Here is a 3,011-nt window from a genome sequence, read left to right as displayed (position 1 = left end):
CGCGAGAAGCCCCCGTTCGCCCCGTCGGTCCACTGCATCGGGGTGCGCACGGTCATCCGTCCGCCCTCCTCGCGGTTCTCGCCCATGCCGATCTCCTCGCCGTAGAACAGGACGGGCGTGCCGGGCAGCGAGAAGAGCAGGCTGTAGACCATGCGAATGCGGCGGGGATCGCCGTCGAGCATCGGCGGGAGGCGTCGCGCGATGCCCCGCCCGTAGACCCGCATCCATTCTTCAGGCGCGAACGCGTCGAAGACCTCCTGGCGCTCGGCGTCGCTGAGCTTGTCGAGGGTGAGCTCGTCGTGGTTGCGCACGAAGTTCGCCCACTGCGCCTCGGGCTCGAGCTGCGGCCGCTCGGCGAGCGAGGCGGCGAGGGGTCGCGCATCCTCCCGGGCGAGTGAGAGGTACAGGGCCTGCATGCCGAGGAAGTCGAACTGCATCGTCAGCTCGGCCGGGTCGCCGCGGCGGCCGAAGAACTCGAGCTGCTGGTCGTACGGCAGGTTCACCTCGCCGAGCAGCACGGCATCGCTCGAGCGGCGCTGCAGGAACCGGCGGATGTCGCGCAGGAACTCGTGCGGGTCGCCGATGTCGACGCCGTCGGGCGGCTCGATGAGGAAGGGCACGGCGTCGACCCGGAACCCCGAGACGCCGAGCTCCAGCCAGAACCCGATGGTCTTCGCGATCTCGTCGCGCACCTCGGGATTGGCGATGTTCAGGTCGGGCTGGTGCCGGTAGAAGCTGTGCAGGTAGTACTGGCCGGTGCGCTCGTCGAACTCCCAGACGCTCTCCTCCTCGCCGGGGAACACGCTCTCGGCAGGATGGGCGGGCGGTTCGTCGCGCCACACGTACCAATCCCGGAACGGCGAGGTCCGGCTGCGTCTCGCCGACTTGAACCAGGGATGGCGGTCGGAGGTGTGGTTCATCACGAAGTCGATGATCACGCGCATGCCGCGGTCGCGAGCCGTGCGAATGAACTCGGCGACGTCGCCCAGTTCGCCGAGGCGCGGGTCGACGCCCGTGAAGTCGGTGATGTCGTAGCCGTCGTCGCGGTCGGGCGTCGGCTGGAACGGCATCAGCCAGAGGCAGGTCACCCCGAGCTCCGCGAGGTGGTCGAGCCGGTGCCCGAGGCCCTCGAAGTCGCCCGAGCCGTCGTCGTTCCAGTCCATGTACGTCTCGACGTCGAGGCAGTAGACGACCGCCGTCTTCCACCAGAGGTCGCTCCGGTCGGTGATCTTCATCGCCCCACCTCCCTCAGGGCGGGGAGGACGTGCTCGCCGAACGCGTCGATGAACGCGTCCTGCCCCGCGCCGACGTGATGGAGGTAGATCCGGTCGACGTCGAGCTCGGCGATGCCGGCGAGGTGGTCGAGGTGCCGTGCCGTGTCGGAGGAGGCGAGCAGCGTGCCGGCCACGTCGTCGAGCGTGGCGTCGGCCGTGCGGGCGTCGAAGTCCTCCGGCCGGTCGAGCTCCCACGAGAGGTGCGCCGGCACGAGGCTCTGCCGCCACTGGTCGTGCGCGATGGCGAGCGCCTCGTCGTCGGAGGGGGCCCAGCTCAGGTGCACCTGCACGGCGACCGGGCCTCGGCCGCCGGCGCCTCGGTAGGCGTCGATGAACTCGCGCAGCCCGTCCGACCCCTGGTCGACCGTGATGACGCCGTCGGCCCACGTCGCGACGTCGCGGGCGGTCTCGGTGCTGATGGCGGCGGCGAACAGCGGCGGCGGCTCGTCGGGGCGGCTCCAGATCCTCGCGCGGTCGACCCGGATGCGGCCGTCGGCGCTCACCTCCTCGCCCGCCAGGAGCCGGCGGATCACGTCGACCGACTCGGCGAGGCGCGCGTCACGCTCCTCCTTCGCCGGCCACGGATCGCCGGTGACGTGCTCGTTGATCGCCTCGCCGCTGCCGAGCGCCGCCCAGAACCGCCGCGGGTACATCTCCGCGAGGGTGGCGAGCTTCTGCGCGGCGATCGCCGGGTGGTAGCGCTGCCCGGGCGCCGTCACGACGCCGAGCGAGAACGAGGTGGCCTCGAGCGCGGCGCCGAGCCAGCTCCATGCGTACCCCGAGTGCCCCTGTCGCACGCTCCACGGTTCGAGATGGTCGCTGCACATGGCGGCGTCGAAGCCGGCCTGTTCGGCGCGCTGCACCGCGTGGAGCAGGCGGCTGGGCGGCAGTTGTTCGTGCGAGGCGTGGAATCCCACGATCGTCATTCGCACTCCTTCCGTCGTCCCCGAGGGTTCCGCGGCCCCGCGGGAGCGGCAACCCCTTGCAGGGGCACCGGCCGCGGTGTACCGGCGCTCTAGGCTGGAGACATGGCAGAACGCGCATCATGGTCGCTCGGTGCGGCCCTCCGCGGGGTCTTCGGAGCGAAGACGATCGACGAGGACACGTGGGACGACCTCGAGTCCGCGCTCATCCGAGCCGACTTCGGCCCCGCCGTCACCGAGGAGATCGTGGCCGCCATCAAGGCGCAGGTCGAGCGGTACCGCACGACCGATCCGCGGGACGTGCAGCGGATGCTGCGCGAGCTCATCGAGGAGCGGCTCGCGAAGTACGACCCGACGCTGAAGCTCACCGAGCGCCCGGCGGTCGTGCTCGTCGTCGGGGTGAACGGCGTGGGCAAGACCACCACGATCGGCAAGTTCGCCCGGTTCCTGCGCACCTACGACCGGAGCGTCGTCGTGGGCGCGGCCGACACGTTCCGCGCCGCAGCGGTCGACCAGCTCGCGACCTGGGCGGAGCGTGCCGGCGTGGGCATCGTGCGTCCCGAGCGCGAGGGGCAGGACCCGGCATCCGTCGCCTTCCAGACCGTCGAGAAGGCCAAGCGCGACGGCATCGAGATCGTCATCATCGACACCGCCGGGCGGCTGCACACGAAGGGCGGCCTCATGGACGAGCTCGGCAAGATCCGGCGCGTCGTCGAGAAGCAGGCCCCGATCAGCGAGGTCCTGCTCGTGCTCGACGCGACGACCGGGCAGAACGGGCTCGCGCAGGCCGAGGCGTTCATCGAGCACGGCGGCG

General features: G+C 71.1%; 3 protein-coding genes. 1 reads left to right on the top strand and 2 read right to left on the bottom strand.

Annotation, left to right across the window (positions count from 1 at the left end; genetic code table 11):
- A partial coding sequence (locus tag GH736_RS20145) for an alpha-amylase family protein (protein ID WP_159606505.1) occupies positions 1-1,235 on the bottom strand: 1,235 nt, incomplete at its 3' end.
- A complete protein-coding gene (locus tag GH736_RS20140) occupies positions 1,232-2,200 on the bottom strand; it encodes a TIGR03885 family FMN-dependent LLM class oxidoreductase (protein ID WP_159606503.1) in 969 nt (322 codons plus the stop codon). The genes GH736_RS20145 and GH736_RS20140, both read right to left, overlap by 4 nt.
- A gap of 102 nt (positions 2,201-2,302) precedes the next feature.
- Between GH736_RS20140 and GH736_RS20135 the strand changes: the two genes are divergently transcribed.
- A partial coding sequence (locus GH736_RS20135; RefSeq protein WP_159606501.1) for a signal recognition particle receptor subunit alpha occupies positions 2,303-3,011 on the top strand: 709 nt, incomplete at its 3' end.

Source organism: Agromyces humi, assembly GCF_009720255.1.
Lineage (GTDB): Bacteria > Actinomycetota > Actinomycetes > Actinomycetales > Microbacteriaceae > Agromyces > Agromyces humi.
Note: the sequence above shows the minus strand (reverse complement) of the source record. Positions and strands in the feature narration are given on the sequence as shown.

Coding starts and splice junctions, on each gene's coding strand:
- GH736_RS20140 (WP_159606503.1), bottom strand. CDS start 2,200: ATGACGATCGTGGGATTCCACGCCTCGCACGAACAACTGCCGCCCAGC.